This is a genomic window from Silanimonas lenta DSM 16282 (genome assembly GCF_000429065.1).
Taxonomy (GTDB): Bacteria; Pseudomonadota; Gammaproteobacteria; order Xanthomonadales; family Xanthomonadaceae; genus Silanimonas; species Silanimonas lenta.
This window is the reverse complement of record NZ_AUBD01000014.1, coordinates 21,622-40,158: the sequence shown is the minus strand read 5'-3', so window position 1 is coordinate 40,158 and position 18,537 is coordinate 21,622. Positions and strand designations below refer to the sequence as shown.

Here is an 18,537-nt window from a genome sequence, read left to right as displayed (position 1 = left end):
GCATGGTTCCGCTGGCGGCATGTCACCGGTAGAGTTCGAAAGGCGCTACGCGCAGAGCGGCGAATGAGTGTCTACGGAACTCTGGTCGGTCCAGGCCAACGGCTACTGGCGCTCAAACGAGGCGCCTCCGCTGCGGTCACAGCGCAGCAGATACGTGGCCCCTGCCTCGAACTCACCTGTAGTCTCCAGCGGGCCATCCATGAGTATGGTGTTGGGGCAGGCGTAGCCAATTCGATGGTTGCCTGGAGTGACGGTAAGCACCTCTGGAGCACCCGGCACAGTCTTCCCGTCCACTTCGCGGAAGCTGCCCGGAAGACCACCCGGTGCGGCAGGCTCGGCGAAGCGAATTGTTGCGGCAGGTCCAGCCGGAGTCGATGCACAGCCTGATGCAGCCACGGCGAGGACAAGCGTAATCAAGAACTTCAAGCGCATCGAACTCTCCTTGTTGGTCTAACGTTGGAGTTCAGCGGGCGTCAAAAAGCGCAGCTTTTTGACGGTCCGCTGGAACGATTTGTTATGTTCATTTCTCATTGGATCTTCGCGCTTTTGCTTAGATTGTGGCGAGCACAGAGTAGCTGAATGTTCTCGGCTTTCAGCGATGTGCCACCCTTCGAAAAGGGAACGATATGATCGAAGTGCAGTTCATCGGTTGCGCCACAGGTAACACACTTGCCGCCATCGCGGGCCCACACCTCCAGCTTTACGCTGGTTGGAATAATGCGACTTCGCTCAACAAGGCGATTGGCGCATTCTTCCGATGCTGATTCGTCAGACACGTTTTCAACGGCAACAAGTTTGAATTTGAAAACATTCCTGATGCCATCGTTTTCGATCCAAGAATCCACAAGATGAAAGAAGCCGTTATCTGTCCAAATGCCGGCTTTGATCTTTTCGTACACCTGAACAATATCAGGGCCTTTTTTGCCTGCTTTGAACTGTTGTGCAGCTTGATGGAATTTGCCGTTCTCGGTAAGAGTGCCACCAGGCGTCCGTTCTGGTTGGTCGAGAGACTTTGGGTCTGACACGCCTTTGCGTTTCGGCTCATCATGCCCCTCGTAGATGAGCACTGCTCCGTCTTCCTGCACTTCGTCGCGATATGGAGAGTTGGGGCGAACAGACATGAGGATGACCGAGTGATGCCCTTTAAGACGGAAATTCATGCCACGTTGTAGGCTCGTGCCCTCTTTCTGGCACATCTCAATGTAGGAGATGACGTTACCTCTCACGCTTCAACCCCGGAAGAACATAACTACTTGTCTCCCCCGGACGGGGGTGTAGCCGCAGCCTGCCGCCTTCACACCTACCCGTCAATCAGCAAATTCCTACCCCGGATCAACCACTTCGCCGCTGCCCGCGCCACGCCAGGGCGGCCAGGCTTGCCGCATTCGCAGGCGGAAAGACCGGGGCTATGGATAGGGGCGGTGGAACGGGGGTGCGAAAAGACCCGCGCGAACTGGCGGCGAACGCGGTATCGCCCCGGGAGCTCATCGAGGCCGTTCGCCTCATGTTGCGCGCAAAACGCTACAGCCTACGAACGGAGCAGGCCTATCTGGGGTGGATTCGCCGCTATATCGCCGAGAACGGGCGCCGCCACCCCAGGGAACTGGACGGGCGGGTGCTGGGCGCCTTCCTCACCCGGCTGGCGGTGGAGGGCAGGGTATCGGCCAGCACCCAGGCCCAGGCGCTCTCGGCGCTGCTGTTCCTCTACCGCGAGCTGCTCGGGGTGGCGCCCGAGTGGCTGGAAGGCGTGGTGCGGGCGCGGCGCAGCCAGCGGGTGCCGGTGGTGCTCTCGCGCGGCGAGGTGGCGCGCCTGCTCGGGCGGCTCGAGGGGCGTGAGTGGCTGATGGCCTCGCTGCTCTATGGCAGTGGCCTGCGCCTGATGGAATGCGTGCGGCTGCGGGTGAAGGACATCGATTTCGAGCGCCACGAGATCACGGTGCGCTGCGGCAAGGGCAACAAGGACCGCCGCACCATGCTGCCCGCGCGGCTCGCCGCGCCGCTGCAGCGGCAGCTGGAGGATGCCCGGGTGGTGCACCAGCGCGACCTCGAGGCCGGCTTCGGCGCGGTATGGCTGCCGGATGCGCTGGCGCGCAAATACCCGAATGCCGCCGAAGACTGGGGCTGGCAATATGTGTTCCCGGCCTCGCGGCGCTCGTCCGATCCGCGCACCGGGATCGAGGGCCGCCACCACATCGACGAGAAGGTGCTGCAGGCGGCGGTGAAGCGCGCCCGGCACGAGGCCGGCATCGCCAAGCCGGCCACCTGCCACACCCTGCGCCACAGTTTCGCCACCCACCTGCTGGAAGCCGGGGCCGACATCCGCACGGTGCAGGAGCTGCTGGGCCACCGCGATGTGCGCACCACGCAGGTCTACACCCATGTGCTGAACCGCGGCCCGGGCGCGGTGCTAAGCCCGCTGGACCGCTGAAGCGCCTGCGCCGCGGGCGGCGGCTCCCGTACAATGCGCGCCCTATGCGTCTTTACCTGCAACAGCGCCCCAGCGGCGGCGAAGCCCCGAAATACGTGCAGCTCACGCTGGAACAGGACCTGTTCGGCGGCTGGTTCCTGGTACGCGAGAGCGGCACCACCGGGGCCAAGGCCACGGTGCGGCGCGAGCAGTTCCTCGCCCGCGAGCAGGCGCTGGCCGCCTTCGAGGCAGCCCGCGACGCCCAGGTGAGGCGCGGCTTCCAGATCATGTTCGCGCAGGGCGTGGAGGCGCCACGATGAACGCCCCGCCCGGAAACGACACCTTCCTTCGTGCCCTGCGCCGCGAGCCGGTGCCCTATACCCCGGTGTGGCTGATGCGCCAGGCCGGCCGCTATCTGCCGGAGTACCGCGCCACCCGCGCCCGGGCCGGCAGCTTCCTTGCCATGGCGAAGACCCCGGAGCTGGCCTGCGAGGTGACCCTGCAGCCGCTGGCCCGCTTCCCGCTGGATGCCGCCATCCTGTTCTCCGACATCCTCACCGTGCCGGATGCGATGGGCCTCGGCCTGTACTTCGCCGAGGGCGAGGGCCCGCGCTTCGAGCGCACCGTGCGCTCGATGGCCGATGTGGAGGCGCTCGGCACGCCGGACATGGAGACCGAGCTGCGCTACGTGATGGATGCGGTGCGGCTGATCCGCCGCGAGCTGGCGGGCAAAGTCCCGCTGATCGGCTTCTCCGGCAGCCCCTGGACCCTGGCCTGCTACATGGTGGAGGGCGGCGGCTCGGAGAACTTCGCCCGCATCAAGGCCATGGCGCTGGAGGCACCGGCCACCCTGCACGCCCTGCTGCGCCGGGTGACCGATGCCGTCATCGCCTATCTCGACGCGCAGCGCCTCGCGGGGGCGCAGGCCCTGCAGGTCTTCGACACCTGGGGCGGGGTGCTGGCGCCGCACCTCTACCGCGAGTTCTCCCTGCCCTATCTGGTGGAGATCGCGCAGCGCCTGCCGCGCGGCGAAGGCGCGGCAAAGGCGCCGCTCATCCTGTTCGGCAAGGGCAATGGCCCGTATCTCGAGGAACTCGCGGCCTCGGGCGCGGAGGCGCTGGGCATCGACTGGACGGTCGCGCTCGGCGAGGCCCGCCGCCGCACCGGCGGCCGGGTGGCGCTGCAGGGCAACCTCGATCCGGCCACGCTCTACGCCCCGCCGGCGGTCATCGCCCGCGAGGCGGCGCGCGCCCTCGACGACTACGCCGCGGCGAACGGCGGCGCGCGCGAGGGCCATGTGTTCAATCTCGGCCACGGCATGTCGCCCGACATGGCGCCGGAACACGTGGCGGCCCTGGTGGAAGCGGTACACGCCCACCGCGGGCGCTGAAGACCGGGCGGCCCCGCCCTTCGCGGGGCCCGAGGGTGCATTGCGCTAGCCCGGCCGCGGCTGGATGCCGGCCAGGGCCTCGGCCAGCATGGCGCCGGTGACCGGCTTGCGCAGGTAGCCGTCCATCCCCGCGGCCCGGGCCTGGTGCTCGGAGGCCAGGTCGGCGCGCGCGGTCACTGCCACCAGCGGCAGGCTCCAGCCCCCCTGGCGGATCAGCCGCGCCAGTTCGAAGCCGTCTACCGCCGGCAGGTCGAGATCGAGCAGGCCGAGGTCGAGCCTCTGGGTCTTGAGCAGGGTCATGGCGGCCAGGGCCTGCGGCGCGTGGTGCACGCGATGGCCCAGCGACTGCAGGAGGCCGGTCATCACCTCGGCCACCACCGGGTCGTCCTCCACCAGCAGGATGTCGAGGGCGCGGGCGGGAGCGCTCGGGGCCGCAGTGCCGGGGGCCATGCCGGCGGGCGGCGCGGTCGATGCCGCGCCCCCGCCGCCCGCCGGCGCGGCATCGGGCAGGGGCAGGCGCACGGTGAAGCGGCTGCCCTGGCCCTTGCGGCTGTGCAGCAGCAGTTCGCCCCCCATGGCACGAGCGAGCTGGCGGCTGATGGCAAGGCCGAGACCGGTGCCGCCGTAGCGCCGCTGGGTGGCCGCACCGCCGGCCTGCTCGAAGCGCTGGAACAGGCGCTGCTGCGCCTCGGCATCGAGGCCGATGCCGCTGTCTTCCACCTCCACCTCGATGCCGCCCCCGGCGAGCGGCGCCACGCGCAGGGCAACGAAGCCCTGCTCGGTGAACTTGATGGCATTGCCGCCGAGGTTGAGCAGGATCTGCCGCACCCGGGCGGCATCGCCGCGCAGCCAGGGCGGCAGGCCGGGGGCGAGCTGCACGTCAAAGCGCAGGCCCTTGGCCTCGGCGCTGGGGCGCAGCCACTGCGCCACGTCGGCCACCAGGGCCGGCAGGTCGAAGGGCTCGTCCTGCAGGAGCAGGCGGCCGGCCTCGATGCGGGCGAGGTCGAGGGTGTCGTTCACCAGCCGCAGGAGGTGCTGGCCGGCGCGCAGCACGGTCTCGGCGCGCTGCCGCTGCACCTCCGGCAGGGGCTCGCGGAGCATCAGCTCGGTCATGCCGAGCACGCCGGTGAGCGGGGTGCGCAGTTCGTGGCCGAGATCGGCCAGGAACCGGCTCTTGGCCTCCGAGGCCTCGAGGGCGAGGCGCCGGGCCTCGCGCTCCTGGCGCTCGCGGGCGCGCAGGCGCAGGCGGTGGCGCACCAGCAGCACGCCGCCCGCGGCCAGGCCGAGCAGCAGCACGGCATAGGCCACCAGCGCCCGTGGGCTCAGCCACCAGGGCGGCAGCACCTCGTACTCGATCAGCCGGGTCTCGCCCCAGCGGCCATCGGCTCCGGCGGCGCGCACCTCGAGGCGGTAGCGCCCCGGCAGCTGGCGCGGCAGCTGGCGCTCGCCCGCCGCTCCCACCTCGACCCAGTCCGGGTCGTAGCCGTGCAGGCGGAAGCGGAAACGGTGCGCGCCCGGATCGGCGAAGGACATCAGCCGCGCCACGATCCTGAGGTCGCGGTCGCTGGCCTCCAGCCGCACCGGGGCATCGGGGTCGAGGGCCACCACGTCTTCGGCCCGGCGCACGCTCAGGGTGTCGATCACCAGCGGCGGCACCCGGCCATCGGCGGCCACCGTGAGGGGATCGAAGAGCACGGCGCCATTGGCGGTGCCGGCCACCACCCGGCCATCGGGCAGCACCAGGGGCGGGCGCAGGCCGAACTCGCGCTCGCGCAGGCCATCGGCCGGGCCGAACAGGCGCAGGCCGCGGGTGGCAGGGTCGAAGCGCACCAGGCCGCGCAGGCTGAAGATCCACAGCCGGCCATGGGCATCGCGCACCAGGCCGCCGGCATCGACGGCGGGCATGCCCTCGTTGGCGGCATCGGCGCGGCTGGCCTCCTTCCAGCGCCCGCCATCACGGCGCCACTGCTGCAGAAGGCCGGTGCGGTAGGTCCAGAAGGCCTCGGGCGATTCGAAGGCGATGCCGAACACCGGGCCGCCTTCGGCATCGACGAGGCGTTCGAAGCGCGCGCCGTCCCAGCGCAGTACTCCTTGGGCATTGGCCACCCAGAGCGCGCCGTCGGGGCCGGCGAGGGCGTGCTCCACGTGCAGGGTCTCGAGGCCGAGGCCGTCCTCCGGCTGCACCCGGCGCAGCACCCGGCCATCGGCGGCACGCTGCTGCAGACCGGCGCCATAGGCCGCCACCCAGAGCGTGCCATCGGGCATCGGCACCAGGAAATCGATGGCGGCGGCCGGGGCGGCATCCGGCCCCTCGGCGCCCCAGCGGGTCCAGCGCCCGGCCGGATCGCGCCGCAGCAGCAGGCGCGAGGCCCCGACCCAGAGCGTGCCATCGGGCAGGGCGAGCAGGGCGGTGAGGCGCTCGCCCCCGAACTGCGAGGGCGGCAGCAGCCGCGGCGTGACCCGCCGCCGGTCGGCGTCCAGGCGGTCGAGCAGTCCCTCCTCGCCGCCGATCAGCAGGCCGCCATCGGGCAGGGCGGCGAAGGCCAGGGCCTGGCGCATCGACAGCCGCAGCGGCGGCTCGCCGCTGCGCGAGAGCGAGGCGAAGCTGCGCCAGCCCGGCGAGAGCCAGGCAAGCCCGTGGTCGGCATCGCCGAACCACAGCCCGCCCTGGCGGTCGACCAGCATCTGCTGGAAATTGCCCTCGCTGCCCTCCGGCGCCGGCAGGCGGCGCAGGCCGGAGGCATCGGCCAGGAACAGGCCGCGGGCGGTGTGGATCCAGTGGCCGCCGCTGCCATCGGCTTTCACTCCGAAGGGACGCGCGCCGCCGATGCCGGCATTCCAGGGCGAGCGTTCGAAACGGCCCTCGGGGCTGCGCCGCCACAGCCCGTGGGAGCGGGTGGAAAGCCACAGGCTGCCGTCGGGATCGCGGTCCATGGCGATGATCGCCGCCTCGTCGAGCTCACCTGCCGCCACTGCCTCGAGGGTCTCGCCGTTCCAGTAGGCAAGGCCGCTGACGGTGCCGATCCACAGGCCTTCGCCGGCATCGGCCAGTAGCGAGATCAGTCGCGGCACCGGGCGGGCGGCCGCACCGGTGGGCACGGCCCCGACGAGGTGCAGAGCACCGTCCGGCTCGCGCCGCAGTAGGCCCTCGCCAAAGCTGGCGAACCACAGCCGGCCGTCGCCGGTTTCGGCAATGCTCCATACATCGATGGTCTCGAGCTGCGGCAGGGCCGGATCACGCAGCGGCAGCACGGCCTCGCGCTGGCGGCCGATGCGGGCGATGCCGCGGTCGGAGACGGCCATCCAGACATCGTCCCGGGCATCGACGTGGATGGCATTGACGAGGTTGCCTGGCATGCCATCGACGATGCCGGGGTCGTACCGCCAGATACGCATGCCCACCCCGTCGTAGCGGGCGACGCCGTCGTCGGTGGCAATCCACAGGTAGCCAGCGCGGTCCTGCGCCAGGCCATTGACGCGGCTGGAGGGCAGGCCCTGTTCGACGCCGAAGCGGCGGAACTGCGGCGTCTCCGGCAATGGCATGGCAAAAGCCGCCACGGCTGCCAAGAACAGGCCGAGCACGAGAAGCCCTCGGGCGAGGCGGGGCTGGCGGGCGGCGGGCCGGGGGCGCGGCATGGGTCCTTCCTTGCAGTGCGGATGAGGCCTCGGAGGCGGCGATGCATGCTCGCAACGCAGCATTGCGGGCGCAAGCCGGGCCATCACGCCCGGCCTGCCTAGAATCTCCGGCGATGGACCGTGCCCCTGCCCCCGCTTCGATGCCCCGGCGCCGCCCGCGCCCTGCGCCCTTCCGGCCCGCGCTGGGCTTCGCGCTCGCCCTGCTGGCCGCCCCGCTCCTGGCCGCCCGGCCACTGCCGGAATGGCGCCTCGACCCGGTGCACAGCCGGGTGCTGTTCGAGGTGGAGCATGCCGGCTTCTCGCAGGCCCTGGCCACGCTCTCGGCGCCGGAGGGCCGGCTGCGCTACGCGCCGGGCCGCTGGGAGGACGCCGAAGTGGACGTGCGGCTGCCGCTCTCCCGCCTCGATTTCGGCGATGCCGGCTGGAACGAGGCCATGCTCGGCCGGCGCTGGTTCGATGCCGGGCGCCACCCCGAGATCCATTTCCGTTCCACCCGCGTGGAGCCCATCGATGCCGAACACGCCCGCGTGCATGGCGAGCTCAGCGTGCGCGGCAGGACCGCCCCGGTGGTGCTGGAGGTGCGCCAGAACGCGGTGAAGCGCAATCCGCTCACCCTGCGCCGCACCGCCGGCTTCTCCGCCACCGCCGAACTCGACCGCCGCGCCTTCGGTCTCGACGCCGCGCCTGGCCTCGTCGGCCATGCGGTGCGGGTGCGGATCGAAGTGGAAGCCCTGCGCACACGCGGCAGCGCCTCGCCCGGCGAGGCCGATGCGCCATCCGAGACCGAAGCCCCTGCCACGGAGCCCGACGATGCCGATCCGCAATTCCCCTGAGCGCTGGGGCAGCGTCTCCATCGCCCTGCACTGGATCACCGCGCTGGCCGTGCTCGGCCTCGTGGCGGTGGGCTATGTGATGGTGGACCTGCCGCCGGGGCGCACCAAGATCGATGTGTACAACCTGCACAAGAGCATCGGGCTTACCGTGCTCGCGCTCACCCTGCTGCGGCTGGGCTGGCGGCTCGCCCAGCCCGCGCCACGGCTGCCGGAGGGCATGCCCGGCTGGCAGGTCTGGGCCGCCCGCCTCGGCCATCTCGGCCTGTACCTGCTGCTGCTGCTGATCCCGGCCAGCGGCTGGGTCTACAACTGGGCCTCGAACTTCCCCACCCGCTGGTTCGGCCTCACCGTGCTGGCCAGCCCCGGGCAGGTGGACGCCGGCTTGAAGGCGCTCTCGAAGGAAGTGCATGAGTACGGCGTCATCGCCCTGCTCCTGCTGCTGCTGGCGCATGCCGGGGCTGCCTTCTACCACCACTACCAGCTCAAGGACGCGGTGCTGCGGCGCATGGCGCCGTGGATCAGGCCCGCGGGCTGAGCACCCCGACCCTCCGCCGACGCCCTCTTCACTCTTCATCTCTCGCACTCCGCTTCTGCCATGCGCACCATCACCGCCGTCCTCCTCGCCTTCGTCCCCTGCATCGCCCTTGCCGCGCCGCCCGTGCTCGTGCCCGCCGCAGGCTCTCGCCTCGGCTTCGAGACGAGCTACGAGGGCGAACCCATCCGCGGCCGCTTCGATCGCTTCGAGGCGCGCATCGCCTTCGATCCGGCCGATCTCGCCAACAGCCGCTTCGACGTGGTGATCGACCTCGCCTCGGCCGATACCGGCAACGAGGAGCGCGACGAAGTGCTGCATGGCCCGGAGTTCTTCGCCGTGGCCCGCCTCGCCGAGGCGCGCTACGAGGCCCGCCGCTTCCGCGCCCTGCCCGATGGCCGCTTCGTCGCCGAGGGCACCCTCACGCTGCGCGGGGTGAGCGCCGCAGTACCGCTCACCTTCCGCTGGGAGGCAGGAGCGGCGCCGGTGCTGGAAGGCACGGCCAGCGTGCCGCGCCTCGCCTTCGGCGTGGGCGCCGGGCCGGACTGGAAAGACACCCGGAGCCTGCCCGACGCGGTGGCGGTCTCGACCCGGCTGGTGCTGGCGAAGCCCGCGCCCTGAAGGCCATCCGCCGCCCAGCCCCGCGGGCGGCGAGCGTGGAAGACTTCAGGTGCTGCCGAGCAACGCCCGTACCGCGAGGGCATCGAAGGGCCAGGCCAACTCAAGACCGCTGTCCTCGTCGCGCAGCACCGGCACCCGCGTGCCGTAACGCGCTTCCAGCGCCGCATCGCCATCGATCCACACGCTCTCGAAGGCCGGCACGCCGGCCTCGGCGAGCACCGCCAATGCGGCATCGCACAAATGGCAGTCGTCGCGCTGGTAGAGGGCAAGGGCCATGCCGCTAGACTATGCGCCCGTCCTGAACCCTCGCCGTCCGCGCCGCCATGGCCGTCAGCCTGTTCGACCTCTTCAAGATCGGCATCGGGCCGTCCTCCTCGCACACCGTGGGCCCGATGCGCGCCGCGGCGCGCTTCCTCGAGCGCTGGCTGGTGGAGCCAGGCCAGCTCGGACGGGTGGCGCGGGTGCGCGGCGAGCTCTACGGCTCGCTGGCGCTCACCGGGCGCGGGCACGGCACCGACAAGGCGGTGCTGATGGGGCTGGAGGGCCACTGGCCGGACCGCATCGATCCCGACCTGATTCCCGGCGCGCTGGAGCGCATCCGCGGCACCAGGCGCATCCGCCTGATGGGCCGGCACGAGATCGATTTCGACGAGAAGCGCGACCTCGTGTTCAACAAGCGCGAGAAGCTGCCCTACCACACCAATGGCATGCGCTTCACCGCCTACGCCGCCGACGGCGGCGTGATCGCCACCCGCGACTACTACTCGGTGGGCGGCGGCTTCGTGGTGAACCAGGACGAGGCGGCGGAAGACCGCATCGTGGCCGACACCACCGAGCTGCCCTACCCCTTCCACTCCGGCGACGAGCTCTTGGCCCGCTGCCGGGAGAGCGGCCTGTCGATCGCCCGGCTGATGTTCGAGAACGAGAAGGCCTGGCGGCCGGAGGCGGAGATCCGCGAGGGCCTCGACCGGATCTGGGATGCCATGCGCGCCTGCGTGGCCCGCGGCATCCGCGAGGAAGGCGTGCTGCCGGGCGGCCTGAAGGTGGGCCGCCGCGCCCCGGCGCTGGCGCGCGAGCTGCAGGCCCGGCCCGAGGCGGCGCTGCGCGACCCGCTCACCATCCTCGACTGGGTGAACCTCTATGCCCTGGCGGTGAACGAGGAGAACGCCGCCGGCGGCCGGGTGGTGACCGCGCCCACCAATGGCGCCGCCGGCATCATCCCGGCGGTGGGCCACTACTACGAGCGCTTCTGCCCGCAGGCGAGCCGCGAGGGCGTCCACGACTTCCTGCTCACCGCCGCGGCGGTGGGCATCCTCTACAAGGAGAACGCCAGCATCAGCGGCGCGGAGGTGGGCTGCCAGGGCGAGGTGGGGGTGGCCTGCTCGATGGCCGCCGCCGGCCTCACCGCCGCGCTCGGCGGCAGCCCGGCGCAGGTGGAGAACGCCGCCGAGATCGGCATGGAACACAACCTCGGCCTGACCTGCGACCCGATCGGCGGCCTCGTGCAGATCCCCTGCATCGAACGCAATGCCATGGGCGCGGTGAAGGCCATCAATGCCAGCCGCATGGCGCTGCGCGGCGACGGCAGCCACAAGGTCTCGCTCGACAAGGTCATCAAGACCATGCGCGAGACCGGCCGCGACATGCGCGACAAGTACAAGGAGACCAGCCGCGGCGGGCTGGCGGTGAACGTCATCGAGTGCTGAACTAGGGGGCATGACGCCCCCGCCCCCCCGCCCACCGCCCGCCTGGAAGGCCTGCCTGGCCGGACTCGCGCTGGCGGCCGCGGCGCTCGCCGGCCCGGCCGCGGCGCTGGACCCGGGCAAGGCCTTCCACCACTGCGTGCGCGATGCCTGGAGCATCGAGGAGGGCCTGCCGCAGATCAGCGTGCTCGCCATCGCCCAGGACCGGCAGGGCTATGTCTGGGCCGGCACCCAGGCCGGCCTCGCCCGCTTCGACGGCATCCGCTTCACCGCCTACCGGCCGGAGTCCAGCCCCGGCCTGCCCGGGCAGTGGATCCGCGACCTGCGGGCCGGGCCCGATGGCCGGCTCTGGGTGGCGACCTACCGCGGCCTCGGGGTCCACGAGGCGGGGCAGTTCCACGCCGTCCCGGCCGATGCCGGGCATGCCACGCCCCGCCCCGACCTGCTGGCCCTGGCCTTCGATGCCGCGGGCCGCCTGCATGCCAGCCATGCCGGCGGGGTCTCGGTGGTCGAGGACGACGAACTGCGCCTGCGCTACCCCCTGCCGCGCCCGGCCCACGCCCTGCTGGCGCGGCCGGAGGGCCTGCTCGTCGGCAGCCGCGGCGGCCTTTACACCCTGCCCGGCGCGGGTGGGGAGCCGCAGTTCGAGCCCCTGCCCGCGGAGGCCGAGTCTGCCACCGTCACCCGGCTGGCCGAGGAAGGCGGGCGGCTCTGGGCCGGCACCAGCGCCGGCCTGTTCCGCCGCCGGCCGGAAGGCGGCTGGGAGCGCTTCGAGGCCGACCCGGAGCTCGCCCGCAGCGCGATCGAGGCCCTGTACGTCGATGCCGCGGGCAGCCTCTGGGTGGCCACCACCACCCACCTCGCACGGCTGCGCGGCGGCGAGGTGCACGAATGGGTGCGCGAGGCGCCGGTCGGACTCTCGGTGCGGGCGATCGCCGAGGACCACGAAGGCAACCTCTGGCTCGGCAGCCAGTGGGCCGGGCTGCTGCGGGTGCGCGATGGCTGGACCCGCCGCTACTCGGTGCCCGAGGGCCTGCACGACCCGCTGGTCTGGTCGCTCGCCCGCGATGCCGACGGCCGCACCTGGGTGGGCACCAATGACGGCCTCGCGGTGTTCGATGGCCGGCGTTTCACCCGGGTGGTGCCGGGCGCGGCCCTGCCGCATGCCAATGTCTACACCCTGCTGCCCGAGGCCGGCGGGCTGTGGATCGGCACCCGCGGCGGCCTGGTGCGCCGCGAGGCGGACGGCCGCCTGCACACGCCCCTTGGCCTGGAGGCCCTGGACGGCTCGCAGATCAATGCCCTCCTGAGAACCCCCGACGGCCGGCTGTGGATTGCCGGGACCCGCGGCCTTTCCGTGCTCGACGGCGAAGGCCGCCTGCGCCCCGTCCACCGCGCCGACGGCGGCCCGGTGCCGCCCGCGCGGGTGCTGCACCACGATGGCCGGCAGCTGCTGGTGGGCACCCAGGGCGGCCTGTTCCGCGTGGACGACGACGCCCTGCAGCCGGTGGGCAGCGGCGCCGGCCTCGACGAAACCATGGACATCACCGCCATCCACGCCCTGGCCGACGGCCGGCGGGTGCTCGGCACCCTGGACGAGCGGATCGCGCTCGAGGACGGGCGGGGCCACTGGCAGGTGTTCGGCAGCGCCGACGGCCTGCCGGTGAACTCGGCCTTCTTCCTCACCGACCACGGCGGCTATCTGTGGGTGGCCGGCCTGCGCGGCATCTACCGGGTGCCGCTCGCCGATCTCGATGCCGCCCTGGCCGACCGCCGCCGGGGCCTGCGCGGCGAGATGCTGCTCAACGAACGCGGCGACCGCCGTGGCGGGCAGAAAGGCTACTGCTGCAATGGCGCCGGGCTGGCCAAGGGCTTCCTCGCCGGCAGCGAGCTGTGGCTGCCCACCCGCGACGGCGTGGTGGTGATGGACGCCGCCGCCATCCGCCACAACCCGCACCCGCCGGCTACCGTCATCGAGCGCGTCCGCGCCCGGGAAGCCTGGATCGACGTGCTGGGCCGGGGCGAGGCGGTGCTCGAGCTCGGGGCCGAGGCCCGCGACCTCGATTTCGAGTTCACCGCGCTCTCCTTCCAGGCCCCGGCCAGCGTCGATCTCAAGGTGCGGCTGGTCGGCTACGACCAGGACTGGCGGCTGCTCGACGACCCCTCACGGCGCAGCCTGCGCTACACCAACCTGCCCCCCGGCCCCTACACCTTCGAGGTGCTGGCGGCGAACAACGACGGCCGCTGGGCCGAGACCCCGGCCCGCCTCCGCTTCCGCATCGCGCCCTATTTCCACGAGACCACCGGCTTCAGGCTGCTCCTGCTCGCCCTGGCCGGCCTGCTCGCCACCGCGGCCTACCGCTGGCAGGTGCGGCGCCACCGGCAGCAGCGCGAGCGCCTGGAGGCCCTGGTGCGCCAGCGTACCGAGGCCCTCGAGGAGGCCAACCGCCGCCTGCGCGAGGCCAGCCTCACCGACCCGCTCACCGGCCTGCGCAACCGCCGCTACCTCGCCGGCCAGATTCCTGCCGACATCGCCTTCTACGACCGTGAATCGATGGCCGAGGCGGCGCAGGACGAGGTGATGGCCTTCGCCCTGATCGACATCGACCACTTCAAGCGCATCAACGATGTGCATGGCCACCAGGCCGGCGACCTCGTGCTGCAGCAGTTCGCCCGCCGGCTGGAGGGGCTGGTGCGCAGCGGCGACTACAGCGTGCGCTGGGGCGGCGAGGAATTCCTGCTGGTGTTCCGCCCCCTGCCCCGGCGCCATCTGCCCACCCTGGGCGAACGCATCCGGCACAGGATCGCCGGCACGCCTTTCGACTTCGGCGATGGCACCCAGGCCACGGTGACCTGCTCGGTCGGCTTCGCCGCCTATCCGCTGTTTCCCGGCATCCGCGGCGTGCCGAGCTGGGAGCAGATGATCGCGCTGGCGGACCGCGCCCTGTACCGAGTGAAGGCGGAAGGACGCAATGGCTGGGCCCTCTGGCAGCCCGCCCCGGGCGCGGATCCCGAGACCGGCGCCCGGGTCTTCCGCGAGGACCCCAATGCCGACCCCGCGGCCGCCGGCCTGGTGCTGGTGCTCTCCGGCCCGCCTGGCCGGTCGTCCGGATCAGCGGCCTGAACCCGACCCGAAACTGTCATCCGCTCCGCCTAGGCTCGGGCGTTTTCTTCATGGAGTCTGCCGCATGCCGCTGCGCCCCCTGCCTGCCTTGCGTCTCGTCCTCGCCGCCCCGTTCGTGCTGCTCCTCGCCGCCTGCACCAAGGGCGATCCTGCTCCGGCCGCGGAGGCCACTCCCCCTGCCCCTGCCAGCCCGCGCAGCGCCATCTTCCTGCACCCCGACGGCATGGGCGCGAACACCTGGATGGCTACCCGGCTGATGTTCGTCGGCCCGGACGGCCGGCTGGCCTGGGATGCTCTGCCGCGGGTGGCGCTCTATGTCGGCCCCACCGCCGAGGCGGTGAACCAGAGCTCGAACGCCGGCGCCACCACCCATGCCTTCGGCGTGCGGGCGAAGCTGGACAGCTTCGGCATGATCGACGGTAAAGTGCCGGTGGCTGCCTCCGGCAAGGCCATGAGCCTGATGCGCGAGGCCCAGGCCGCCGGAAAGAAGGTGGCGGTGTTCAACTCCTCGACCCTGGCCGAGCCGGGCACCGGCGCCTTCCTCGCCTCGGTGCGCGAGCGCAAAGACGCCGCCGAGATCGTCTCGCAGGTGCTGGCTGCCCGCCCCGACATCGCGCTCGGCGGCGGCGAGACCCATTTCCTGCCGAAAGGCGTGATGGGCCGCCACGGCGAAGGCTCGCGCGAGGACGGCCGCAACCTCGTCGAGGAAGCCAGGGCCGCGGGCTACACCGTGGTCTTCACCCGCGAGGAACTGCTGGCCCTGCCGCCCGAGGCCGGGCGCGTGCTCGGCCTGTTCGCCCACGAGGAGACCTTCAACGAAGTCGACGAGGACACCATGCGCGAACAGGGCCTGCCGCCCTTCCAGCCGCAGGCCCCGCGCTTCGACGAGATGCTGGCCTTCATCCTCGAGCGCTTCCGCGGCGCGCCGAACGGCTACTTCATCGTCGGCAACGAGGAAGCGACGGACAACCTCTCCGGCGAGAACAATGCCCCGGCCACGCTGGAGGCGGCGATCGGCGCCGACCGCGCCATCGCCCTGGCGGTGGCGGAGGCGAAGCGCGATCCCGGCCTCACCGTGATCGTGGCCTCCGATTCCGACAACGCCGGCCTGAATGCCACCTCGGACGACCTCGACGAACTGCCGCGACCGCTGCCGGACAGGACCGCGGTGGGCTCGCCCCTGTCCAGCGACAAGGGCGAACCCTTCCTCACCCCGCCGGACCGCGACGGCCACCGCATCCCCTTCTACCTCACCTGGGCCAGCGACTCGGACAGCGCCGGCGGCCTGGTGGCGCGCGGCATGGGCCCGGGCGCGGTCCGCCTCGAGGGCACCATCGACGCCACCGAGGTCTACAAGGCGCTCTACCTCGGCCTCTTCGACACCTCGCTCGACTGAGGGCGACACACGGACGACACGCCCGCGTCATGGGCGTGTCACCGGCGAACGTGAAAGTTTGGTTTTCCGTTCGCAGGAGCCTCACCCGTGCCCGCCCTTCGCCCCGCACTGATCAGCGCCGCCGTGGCGCTCGCCCTCGCGGCCAGCCTCACTCCCGCCCCCAGCCAGGCGGCCGAGCCCCGGGTGGCCGCCACCCGCAGCGCCGGCACCCTCACCGGCACGGTGAAGGAAGGGGTTTCCGGCCAGTTCCTCGATGGCGCCAGGATCTCGGTGGCGGGCATCGTCACCAGCAGCAACCGCGAGGGCCGCTTCCGCGTCGCCGGCCTGCCGGCCGGGCGCCATACGGTGGAGGTGGACTTCGTGGGCTATGCCCCGCAGCGCTTCGAGATCGAGGTGGACGCCGGGCGCGGCGCCCGCGCCGAGGTGGTGCTCGTCTCGACCACGCAGATCCTCGAGCGCGTGGAAGTGCGCGCCAGCCGCGACGCCCAGGCCCTGGCCCTGAACCAGCAGCGCACCACCACCAACTACACCAACGTGGTCTCGGCCGACCTGCTCGGCCGCTTCCCCGACGCCAACGTGGCCGAGGCCACCCAGCGCATCCCGGGCGTGGCCATCGAGCGCGACCAGGGCGAGGGCCGCTATGTCAGCGTGCGCGGCGCACCGCTGGAGTTCACCAGCGTCTCGGTGGACGGCCTGCCGCTCTCGGCGCCGAACCCCACCCGCCGCGCGGTCGAGCTCGACACCATTCCCTCCGACGTGATCGCGGCGATGGAGGTGACCAAGGCCCTGACCCCGGACATGGATGGCGATGCCATCGCCGGCAACATCAACATCCGCACCCAGAGCGCGCTCGACCGCGAGGGCCCGACGGTGCGCGCCTCGATCGCCGGCGGTCGCTACCAGCTCGGCCCGGGCGACAACGATGCCGCCAAGCTGACCCTGGGCAACCGCTTCGGCGCCGAGCGCAACCTCGGCCTGCTCATCTCCGCCTCGGGCAGCCGCCAGGGCCGCTTCACCGAGAACATCGAGACCACCTTCCAGCGCAACACCAGTACCGGGCAGTTCCTGCCCACGCTCACCGAGATCAAGGACTACGACGGCACCCGCACCCGCACCGGCTTCTCCGGCCGCTTCGATGCCCGCCTCGACGAGAACCACCTCGTCTACGCCATCGCCTCGGCCTCAAAGTTCCGCGACAAGGAATACCGCAACCTGTTCGGCATCACCTTCGAGCAGCCGCGCCCCGGCGCCACCCAGGCCGGCGGCGAGTTCGGCCGCGCCACCTTCGACAAGGAGATCCGTGAGCGCATCCAGGAACAGCGCATCCGCACCCTGAACCTGGGCGGTGAGCACTACCTCGGCGACTGGGCGCTGACCTGGCAGGCCGGTCGCAGCGAGGGCGAGTTCGACATCCCGAGCCGCCAGCAGGTGATCTACCGCTCCACCCTGCGCCCGCCGCTGCGCTACGACTACAGCAATCCGGACTTCCCGCGCTACACCCTGCTCAACCCCGACGGCTCGGTGCGCCAGGAGGGCATCAACATCGCCGAGTCGACCTACGCCTTCCGCCGCTACAACCGCCGCTTCGAGCAGGCCGACGAGAGCGAGAACAGCTTCCGCATCGACCTCCTGCGTGACCAGGAGTGGCTGGGCGACTACGGCACGGTCAAGTTCGGCCTGCGCTCGCGCCTGCGCGACAAGGTGAGCAACGACGACCGATTCCGCAACTCGGTGGCGGCCGGCACCCCGGCCTACGCCGGCCTGCTCTGCGATACGGTCTCGAACAACTTCGGCCGCTACCTGTTCGGCCGCGAGTACTGCCAGTCGATCTTCTCCGATGGCACCATCGAGGCCTTCCGCAACGCCAACCTGCGGCCGCTGGTGGCCGATTCGGTGGTCAACGACTACCGCTCCTCGGAGGACATCCACGCCGCCTACCTGCGTCTCGATGCCCACTGGGACCGCCTGACCCTGGTCACCGGCCTGCGCTACGAGCGCACCAGCACCGAGGGCTTCGCCAACCGCTTCGCCATCAACACCGGGCAGATCACCCCGCAGGCGGTCGAGCGCGACTACGTGAAGCTGCTGCCCAGCCTGCATTTCCGCTTCGAGGGCGATGCCGACACGGTCTACCGCTGGTCCTACTCCACCGCGGTGCGCCGCCCGAACTACCCGGACACCGTGCCGCGGCTGGCCATCGACGACAACGCCCGCACCGCCACCGCCGGCAACCCGGATCTCAAGGCCACCTACTCGCACAACTTCGATGCCTCGGTGGAGCGCTACCTGCGTCCGCTGGGCCTGGTCTCGGCGGCGGTGTTCCACAAGGAACTGCGCGACCCGATCTTCATCGCCAGCACGACGGTGGGCACGGGACCTGACGCACTGCGCATCACCCAGCCGCTGAACGGCAAGGACGGCCACATCTCGGGCCTCGAGCTCGCCTGGCAGCAGAGCTTCGACTGGCTGCCGGCACCCTTCGACGGCTTTGGCCTCTACACCAACTACACCTATGCCGAGTCGGAGGCCGAGCTGCCGCTCGGCATCGGCAAGACCGAGCTGCCCGGCACCTCGCGCAACAACCTCAACGTGGCGCTGTCCTACGAGAAGGCCGGCTTCAACACCCGCCTGAGCTACACCCGCCGCTCGAAGTTCATCCAGGAATTCGACGTCGACGACGACAGCCTCAACGTCTACTGGGACGCCCGCCCGGTGCTGGACCTGAGCGCGAGCTACGCCATCGACGGGCACTGGGAAGTGTTCGCCGAGGCCAACAACCTCACCGACAGCCTGCAGCGGCGCTTCCAGGGCAACCGCAACCGGGTGTTCGAACTGGAGGGCTTCGGCCGCTTCTGGAAGCTGGGTCTGCGCTACAAGCTCTGAAGCCCTCCTGGG

General features: G+C 71.3%; 13 protein-coding genes. 10 read left to right on the top strand and 3 right to left on the bottom strand.

What is annotated here, in order from left to right; genetic code table 11:
- Positions 1-527 precede the first annotated feature (527 nt).
- Positions 528-1,160 (bottom strand): HNH endonuclease, encoded by a 633-nt coding sequence (locus G408_RS15090; RefSeq protein ID WP_084628135.1) that lies wholly within the window; start codon positions 1,158-1,160, stop codon positions 528-530.
- Positions 1,161-1,432: 272 nt separating this feature from the next.
- Here G408_RS15090 and G408_RS0107975 point away from each other — a divergent pair, with 272 nt between their 5' ends.
- From G408_RS0107975 to hemE, 3 genes are read left to right on the top strand one after another with little or no spacing between them, the layout of a single operon-like run.
- A complete protein-coding gene (locus G408_RS0107975; RefSeq protein WP_425423347.1) occupies positions 1,433-2,428 on the top strand; it encodes an integron integrase in 996 nt (331 codons plus the stop codon).
- A gap of 44 nt (positions 2,429-2,472) precedes the next feature.
- On the top strand, positions 2,473-2,727 hold the full coding sequence (locus G408_RS0107970; RefSeq protein WP_028770669.1) for a WGR domain-containing protein: 255 nt from the start codon (positions 2,473-2,475) through the stop codon (positions 2,725-2,727).
- Positions 2,724-3,797, top strand: a complete 1,074-nt coding sequence (gene hemE / locus G408_RS0107965; protein WP_028770668.1) for a uroporphyrinogen decarboxylase — start codon at positions 2,724-2,726, stop codon at positions 3,795-3,797. Before G408_RS0107970 ends, hemE begins: the two co-directional genes overlap by 4 nt.
- Positions 3,798-3,842: 45 nt before the next feature.
- On the opposite strand, the gene G408_RS0107960 is transcribed toward hemE, so the two are convergent.
- On the bottom strand, positions 3,843-7,433 hold the full coding sequence (locus tag G408_RS0107960; RefSeq protein WP_028770667.1) for a hybrid sensor histidine kinase/response regulator: 3,591 nt from the start codon (positions 7,431-7,433) through the stop codon (positions 3,843-3,845).
- Between the two features lie 140 nt (positions 7,434-7,573).
- On the opposite strand from G408_RS0107960, the gene G408_RS0107955 reads away from it, so the two are divergent.
- Genes G408_RS0107955 through G408_RS0107945 form a run of 3 tightly spaced genes read left to right on the top strand, consistent with a single transcriptional unit; the run spans position 7,574 to position 9,419 of the window.
- Complete coding sequence (locus G408_RS0107955) at positions 7,574-8,266, top strand: YceI family protein (protein WP_051282788.1); 693 nt, start codon at positions 7,574-7,576, stop codon at positions 8,264-8,266.
- Positions 8,244-8,801, top strand: a complete 558-nt coding sequence (locus G408_RS0107950) for a cytochrome b (RefSeq protein ID WP_028770665.1) — start codon at positions 8,244-8,246, stop codon at positions 8,799-8,801. Before G408_RS0107955 ends, G408_RS0107950 begins: the two co-directional genes overlap by 23 nt.
- A gap of 60 nt (positions 8,802-8,861) precedes the next feature.
- Positions 8,862-9,419, top strand: a complete 558-nt coding sequence (locus G408_RS0107945; protein ID WP_051282783.1) for a YceI family protein — start codon at positions 8,862-8,864, stop codon at positions 9,417-9,419.
- A gap of 45 nt (positions 9,420-9,464) precedes the next feature.
- Here the strand turns inward: G408_RS0107945 and G408_RS0107940 are convergent, their stop codons facing one another.
- Complete coding sequence (locus tag G408_RS0107940) at positions 9,465-9,695, bottom strand: glutaredoxin family protein (RefSeq protein ID WP_028770663.1); 231 nt, start codon at positions 9,693-9,695, stop codon at positions 9,465-9,467.
- Positions 9,696-9,742: 47 nt separating this feature from the next.
- Here G408_RS0107940 and G408_RS0107935 point away from each other — a divergent pair, with 47 nt between their 5' ends.
- From G408_RS0107935 to G408_RS0107920, 4 genes are all read left to right on the top strand, one after another.
- Positions 9,743-11,125, top strand: coding sequence for an L-serine ammonia-lyase (locus G408_RS0107935; protein WP_028770662.1), 1,383 nt, complete (start codon positions 9,743-9,745; stop codon positions 11,123-11,125).
- Positions 11,126-11,135: 10 nt separating this feature from the next.
- The gene (locus G408_RS13795) at positions 11,136-14,246 is read left to right on the top strand and encodes a ligand-binding sensor domain-containing diguanylate cyclase (RefSeq protein WP_051282782.1); all 3,111 of its coding nucleotides are present in this window, start codon (positions 11,136-11,138) and stop codon (positions 14,244-14,246) included.
- A 64-nt stretch (positions 14,247-14,310) separates the two neighbouring features.
- The gene (locus G408_RS13790) at positions 14,311-15,642 is read left to right on the top strand and encodes an alkaline phosphatase (RefSeq protein WP_051282781.1); all 1,332 of its coding nucleotides are present in this window, start codon (positions 14,311-14,313) and stop codon (positions 15,640-15,642) included.
- Between the two features lie 87 nt (positions 15,643-15,729).
- Positions 15,730-18,525, top strand: coding sequence for a TonB-dependent receptor (locus G408_RS0107920; protein ID WP_028770661.1), 2,796 nt, complete (start codon positions 15,730-15,732; stop codon positions 18,523-18,525).
- Positions 18,526-18,537: the final 12 nt, after the last annotated feature.